1 protein-coding gene is annotated in these 8,501 nt (G+C 41.1%); it reads right to left on the reverse strand.

Annotation, left to right across the window (positions count from 1 at the left end; translation table 11 throughout):
* A partial coding sequence (locus BM291_RS20285; protein ID WP_175499755.1) for an HYR domain-containing protein occupies positions 1 to 8,501 on the reverse strand: 8,501 nt, incomplete at both ends.

An 8,501-nucleotide genomic window follows, 5' to 3' on the forward strand; every position in this document is an offset into this window, starting at 1 on the left:
CATGATTGAATCTCATCAGCTGCATTTCCAAAGCCATCACCATCCTGATCTCGGTAATAAGTAGTCAATCCAATCGCATTCGGGTCTTCCCCATCAATCAAGCCATCACAATTATTATCCTTACCGTCGCAAAGCTCTGATGCTCCGGGAAAGATCGTATCATCAGAGTCGTCACAATCTTGATCGTTTGTCACATATCCAACAGGGGTACTGCAGGATTGAATCGTATCGCTAGCATTCCCAAAGCCATCACCATCTTGATCTCTATAGTAAGTAGTCAAGCCAATCGCATTCGGGTCTTCCCCATCGATTAAGCCATCACAATCATTATCCTTACCATCGCAAAGCTCTGGTGCTCCTAGATAGATCGTATCATCAGAATCGTCACAATCACCTTGATTTGGAGTGTAACCATCACCGTCACCATCAATATCTCCAGGCTCGACAGTATTGATAATTATAGTAACTGTCGCTTGTTCTGAACTTTGGTTGCCATTGATATCTGTAACAGTAAGGAAAATAAGATTTTCACCTTCATCAGCAGCCGTAAATAGAGTCTTGCTTAATTCATAGGCACCAATGGAACAATTGTCTGTAGACCCATTATCTATATCAGATGCTCCTATAATAAGCTCTTCTTCAAGATCAATTGTAAAAGATCTAGGCCTTGTTATAACTAATGGTAACTGTTTATCGATAACTGTAACATTGAAAGTGCAAATAGACTGATTTCCAGCCTCATCTATTGCTGTATAGACTACTTGAGTAGTTCCTAATGTGAAGTTTGATCCGGGATTAAAAGTGCTGGTTATGGTCACAAAACCACTATTATCAGTAGCTGTAGGCTCTATCCAACTAACTATGGCTCCACAAGTATCAGTATCTGTAAATACTATAATATCAGCCAAGCAATCACTGATTACAGGTTCTTCAGTATCATCACTTTCAGTTACTGTAACAGTAAAGCTGCATTCAGTTGAATTTCCAGATAGGTCGGTAGCACTGTAGGTTATAGTAGTAGGGCCTACTGGAAAAATTTCTCCGCTGGCAAATCCACTGATTAATTGAATGGTAGGAACCCCACAATTATCTGTCGCTTGAGGTAAATTGTAATTAATCATCTTACCAACTTGCCCAAATTCTACCGTTGCACTGATATTTGCTGGACAGGTTATTTGCGGTTTCTCCCCATCATTCACCGTTATCGTGAAGCTGGCAGTTCCCACATTTCCATGAGAATCTATGGCAGTATATGTTACCGTGGTCTCCCCAACAGGGAAGGTCGTTCCAGATTGGTAGTCAGAGGTGAAGGTGTCAATTCCACAGTTGTCAGAGGCTTCCAGAGCTATCCAAGCAACTGTCGCTTCGCAGGTTCCTGCGTCGGTATCTACGACAATGGCTGTAGGGACATTCGTGATTTCTGGAAGCTCATTGTCGTTCACCGTTATCGTGAAACTGGCAGTTTCTTCATTTCCATGAGAATCTATGGCTGTATAAGTCACCGTAGTCTCCCCAACAGGGAAGCTTGCTCCAGATAGGTAGTCAGAAGTGAAGGTGTCAATGCCACAGTTATCAGTTGCCTCTGGAGCTGTCCAAGCAACTGTCGCTTCGCAGGTTCCTGCGTCGGTATCTACGACAATGGCTGTAGGGACATTTGTGATTTCTGGAAGCTCATTGTCGTTCACCGTTATCGTGAAGCTGGCAGTTCCCACATTTCCATGAGAATCTATGGCTGTATATGTAATCGTAGTCTCTCCAACAGGGAAGCTTGCTCCAGATTGGTAGTCAGAGGTGAAGGTGTCAATTCCACAGTTGTCAGAGGCGTCCAGAGCTATCCAAGCAACTGTCGCTTCGCAGGTTCCTGCGTTGGTATCTACGACAATGGCTGTAGGGACATTCGTGATTTCTGGAAGCTCATTGTCGTTCACCGTTATCGTGAAGCTGGCAGTTCCCACATTTCCATGAGAATCTATAGCAGTATATGTTACCGTAGTCTCCCCAACAGGGAAGGCGTTGCCAGATTGGTAGTCAGAAGTGAAGGTGTCAATTCCACAGTTATCAGTGGCGTCCGGAGCTATCCAAGTAACTGTTGCTTCGCAGGTTCCAGCGTCGGTATCTACGACAATATCTGTAGGAACATTTGTGATTTCTGGAAGCTCATTGTCGTTCACCGTTATCGTGAAGCTGGCAGTTCCCACATTTCCATGAGAATCTATGGCTGTATATGTAATCGTAGTCTCTCCAACAGGGAAGCTTGCTCCAGATTGGTAGTCAGAGGTGAAGGTGTCAATTCCACAGTTATCAGTGGCGTCCGGAGCTATCCAAGTGACTGTCGCTTCACAGGTTCCAGTGTCAGTATCTACGATAATGTCTGTAGGGACATTCGTGATGATTGGCTTAACTTCTTCTGCTACAACCACATTCACTACTTTGACCCCTACATTTCCATTGGTGTCTACTACTTTGTAATTCACCAAATTCTCCTGCCCAACATTTGAGCAGTTGAAATCAATAGTGCTAACTCCATCCTCAAAGTAATATTCAGCAATCCCGCAGTTGTCAACAGACCCGTTTTCAACCATAGCTATCGTTAAAGCACCTAGACTTAAATCACTGAGATAGACCGTTATATTCTGTTTTACATTGATTGTTGGAGCTTGCAAATCACCCACAACAATTTCAGCAAATCCCGAAACTGTAGTAGAATTGGAATCGGTAACTTTTATCTCATAATTACCATCAGTTAAATTTTCAAATAAAGTAGAACTTGAAGTCCTGATCAAGACCGCTTCTTTGTATAATTCCAATGTATAAGGTCCAGTACCTGCAAATAAGATTACCTCCAGTTTTCCATTTGCCGCATCTACACACGATTCATTTGTGATGTTGATATCAATTCTGAAGATCTCTTCGAATTCAGCGATCACATTTTTATTAGAATCCATGGTAAGTGTGACCTCATCATTAGTGCCACTTGCATCTCCCAACCATTGTTTGAAGGTCCAGCCCACTGAAGGAATAGCTGTCAATACAACCTCTGAATCAGCGTCAAAATTATTTTCATTGGGGCTTCTTTTCACCAAGCCAGATCCAACGACAGAGGAAGTCAGAACAAATTGCTGGTTCTCACAGTAGCCTTTCGTGATGGAGTTATCATCTAGATTGTATTCGTAAGGATATGCATCAGATATTTCTGCAAATAGCTCAAATGTGTTACTCAGTACTGTGACTTCAAATATGGCTATTTCAGTGCTTTTAGGGCCAACATTCACTTGTTGTCTTCCTATTTCTTGAAGCTCAGCCCCAATTTTATGGTACAAAATAAGTGTGCCCTCTGTACCAATGTCTCCCTCGTTTCCTACTGTTAAGTCCACAGTAATTGACTCTCCATTTGCAGGACAATCACTGCTTAACACTATATCTTCGAAGTACAAGTTTGGAGCATCTCCGACAAAAATTGAACGAATAGCTGTATTGTTTAACCTGTTGGCATCATCCAAAACTTCTTCTACATCGATGATAGCCTGCAGGTTCTTCAAACCTCCTATAGCGCTACTATAAGGCTGAGTAATGGCAACTGTTCCATCCTCTCCTGCTGCCACTCCAGAAACTAGAACGTCATCCCCCAATTGTACTCCATCCACATTCAATCGAACTTTGAATGGCCCTGCAGGAACAATCCCAATATTATCAAAAGACACGAACACGTTGATTGGCTCACCTAAATCAGGATTAATTTTGGTAGGAGATATATAAGGAACTAGTACTCTTAAATCCGGACCAGGAGTGTTGATCGTGATTTGTTTCGAGTAAGAATTATCTGCCTCATTACATTCGCTAAACTCATCTGCTTCATCAACCACTACTTTTAAAGTGAAATTTCCTGCTTCAGTGAATATATATGGGATGGAGACATATTTTCCATATCCCGAATAGCTAGAAGTAACTTCCTCAATAAAAGTTTCTCCTATTAATTCATCATCTAAGTAGAAACGAACACTTACATTCGTAGGAATAAACAAGCCCGTATTTTGAATATAAGCATATAGGTTTTGAACAGTATAAACCTGGAAATTACCTCTCCAAACGCCGTTTCCATTTGCTGTCGAAGGATTTAAGTCCACACAGAGTGGTATTGTGGTTAAGTTATTAGATTCTGACACCTCTGTTATTTCATCCAAATTATCAGTCTTAAAACTCACACTATGATTTCCATAGGCAGCTATTTGAGTGACTACCTGAGTCGAATCAATTTTACCTTTTGCCATTCCTCCAGAATAGATTGAAGTTTCTGATCGCTCAATTCCGTTTTCAAGAATTGTAAACTTATTTTCAAATGAATCTACCACATCAGTATATCCATTGTTCGAGAATTTCGCTTGAATCGTAAAATTTTGTCCCGGTAGTGGGAGTTTTGGGCTAGCAGAAATCAAATAATTATTTGTCCTCAAATCTGGTTTTTTAGGGAGGTAGGTGATGGTTTTTGTGTAAACATTATCAGTCTCGTTCCCTTCAGCAATTTCACCAGATCCAATAGGTTCGTCAACCTTGACTACAATGACATGGTCTTCCGTGGTGGTGAAAAGGTTTGATAATGAGAAACTTGCAGCTCCACAACGATTGATAACCGGAACCGCTCTAGAGTCAAATAAAACCCCATCTAAATACACGTTCACATTAACCGTACTTGGTGTAGCAATTCCCCCATTATTATTAACCCTAATGCTGAATGCATAGGAGTCCTCCAAGTTGAAAGTTGTATTTCCATAAATGATAGGACTTAATTCTGGAGTCGAGCTATAGTTCCTGAAACTTTGGGTAGTTGTATTATTGTATTCAATTTTTTCTGAGACTTGATTGAAAGGATCCACTGTCATTTGTACAAAACAAGGAGCGTCTGAGCAGGCATCGATGGTGGTCAGAATCGTGGTAAACGGATATTCTATGAATTCACCAGGATTCAAGGATGTCACCACAAATTCCCCAAGAACCCCATCACAGGAACTATACCTTACCACAAAATTCTCCGCTACGGCATCTCCTGTATTCGTTACTTTAGCCGTACCAGTGACCGTTTCTCCAGCTAGGAAATAATTTCTTGCCCCAAAATTCACGGTAATATCACTGACGAGGTCAGGCTTGAGCACAATATTAGGATCCTCGACTACGGATATAGACAAAGGCCCAAATGGCTTTACAAAGCGTCCATCATCCACTTCACCGCTCACGGTATAATTTCCGGTAACCGGGAAACCTGAAAAAGTAGTATTAAAAGTTCCCTGGGAGGAAGTATAAGTAGTTCGGACTCTTCCGTCGCTCACAACCCATCTAACCACTGCATTCTTAACTTTTGGTGTAACCGCCGGATCCAAACCTGTAAAAGAGGCTAAGCCGGTAATTGTTACATTTTCATTCACATAATAAGTGGATTTGTTGGTAGCTGCAGTAACAGAAATCCCCTCTGGGAGCGCATAAAAGCGAATAGCAAAATTATTCAGCTCATTTTTTTCCAGTAAGACCTGTGCAGAGTCCAGCACCACTTTGATTTCATGGAATCCCGAGTTTGTAAAGGCGTAATCAAAAGAATAGTTTGTAAAAGACTGAGGTGCAACAGAACTAATCTGATCGGTTTTGATTAAAGTCTGATCATCGAAAATATAGATATCAAAATTCTCTGCTAGGTAATCAGAGGTGTTGGTGATTTTAGCTGTTATCGTAAAGCTTTCACCATTTGCAGGTTCATCATTGCTAAACAAAATATTATTTGCAAAAATCGAAATATCTAAGAAATCAGTAGTCACTAATGGTCGACTGCTGAAAATTGGAGATGCAAAACATCCTCCTGAATTCGAAGCGAGAATTTGTGTACTCCAATTTGCATCGTTGGTCAAGCCAGATACTGACACTGAATATATTTTCCCATCAGTCACATCTACGTCAGTCGGCTCCTCTTCTATCATGACATACTCCATAGTTTCGAAAACTGAAGTCATGACTACCTTAGGATATCCGGCTCCAGGAAGAGAACCATTTACCTCAGAATACTTCACGCGGAAAGTAAATTCCGTTTCAGTTGTCCCAACAATTGGTGAAACGATAGCGCTTTCAAAGCCCTCATCTCCTACGTAAGTAAGGTTTGGAATATCCGCTACTTCCACTGTTGTTGTCAATTCTTCAGTACAGCCATTTGCATTCGTGATAATCACTGAATAGGTTGTTGATACACTTGGGCTAACGGTGATGGATTGGGAATTAGCGCCAGTATTCCACGAATATGACATTCCTCCGGTAGCAGAGATACTCACACTTGTGTTTTTACAGATCGTTTGATCTGGAGTTATAGTAGCTATTATATCAGGGAAATGAGTTACGCTTTTCTCAGTCCTATCGTTAATTGAATTTTCATCTGTCCCCACCAAATAACCTTCAATAAGAAAGTCCCCTTTGGTACTCAGATCAGCTTTTTGGCTAAAAGTATAAGTGTAAATCTCTCCTGGGGAAAGTACCAATCCCACAGGCAATGCCTCTACTGCTATCTCCGTTCCATTGATTGCATAAGCCAAAGATAAGTTCTCAGCAAAAGTAGTCCCGAGGTTTTCTATTCGCACAGAAATTGACTCATCCGCCGTCAAAGAACAATCCGACTCAGGTAGAGGAATCGCAATGACTGCAATGTCCAATCCATTGACAGCAGTAAATTCCACTGCGCCCAAACTTACCGGGATAGTTCTCTGATTACCATCTAAATCGGTAGATACAATAGAAGTCAGATCAAAACCATTCGTAGCCAAGGCTTCGTTTTGTGGAGTTAAATTGGACTGTGAGAAGAAGTTTGAATTAACAGTTACTGAATTCAAATCTTTGGAAGAAGTGCTTCTCCAGGAAGAAATATCAGAAAGCGTCGTACTTCCCCATACTCCCAAGTTACTTCCAGCCGTGAAGAGATTGTTGTAGTTACTTAGCTCAATAGCCGAGGTCGTCGACAACTTCAATGCGTAACCAGTTCCGGATTGAAAAATATTGTTGATGAATTTATTATTCCCACCACCTGAAACATATTCCAATGCAGCTCCTGATGATTGATTCCAAACGGCATTGTGATAGAATTGGAGATAGAAGGTACTCGATAAGTAAACTGCCCTATTTGGGCCTTCAGAATAGAAGAAATTATTGTAAACCAAATTAGGCATTGGAGGTGAACTGGCAATATTCACCAGTCTAAGTGCATTTCCCTTTACACTGACTACCCGGTTATTTTTTATTAATAATCCCTCCGAAACATTTTCAGCATAAATCGAAATCTGATCTTCAGTTGAACTTGTAGTTAGTGTGTTTCCGACTATTAGAGGATTCAACTGATTGTTGAGGTATATTCCTCTAAAGCCTACACCAGTTAGGGTATTCCCATTTACAATAGTACCACTAGCTCTGTTATTACTACCATTTACGCTGAAGAATATCCCATAAACTCCACCCGTAATGGTGTTATTGAGCACTCGAATATTTTGACCAAAAGTAGGCGAAATATCTAGTGCCTTTCTGGTTGCGCTACTTCCAGTCGCAATTGGACTTTCTATTTTCAATCCTTCGAAAAGTAAATCTGTAGCCCGATTTCTGACTTGAATTACTTGGGCATCCCCGGAAGTTTTGAAAGTCAGATTTTTGAAGATGTAGTGTTCGGCATTAGTCAGCTTAAGAGTATAATCTGTGGTATGCTGAATGATGACTAAATCAGGATTTCCATTGGCTGATTCAAAAGTGATGGTAAAAGTATCGGAGGCTCCTGAAACCGATCCCAAATTAACCTGTCCATTGTAGGTTCCATCTGCTACTAAGAATCGAACTAATCCTGAAATCCCATTAAGCGTTAAAGCTTCCGAAGCGGATGCAAATGAGGTAAAATTTCGAACTCCACTACCACTTGGATTTATGGTATAGTCTCCAATCAAAGGTGAACCGACTATCGCAAATTCATTTGCTCCAATACTGACGGGAGCAGTTCTCGGCTTACCATCAATATCAATGGAAACAAGCTGTGTCAAATCCACCCCTGCCACAGTTAAGCTAGGGCTCTGGGCTAACAAATTTGTATTAGAAACATATTGTGGATCTACATTTAGTGAGTTGGCATCTTTCCCAGAAAGCGATTTCCAAGAATTTAAATCTGTAGCATTTGTGTTGATCCATCTACCCAAATTAATCCCGGAGGTGGAATAGTCATTGTAGTCTAACTGATCAAGACCTGTTGAATTGGCTACATTTATCGCATAGGAAGTATTCGACTTGAAGATATTGTTCTGGACTTTGTTTCCCGCAGTACCCGAACCACTGTAGTAAAAAGCACTTGCCCCACCAGTCGTATTGACATTGTTATGATAAAAACCCTGATACTGGTTGGATGCAAAGTATACCGAATAACTCCCTGCCTTCGAATGGATATGGTTGTTGGCAACTAATCCAGGGGAACCTGAGGTTGCAGTACAGCTTGTCATATACAAACC

This window comes from Algoriphagus aquimarinus (genome assembly GCF_900112005.1).
GTDB lineage: Bacteria > Bacteroidota > Bacteroidia > Cytophagales > Cyclobacteriaceae > Algoriphagus > Algoriphagus aquimarinus.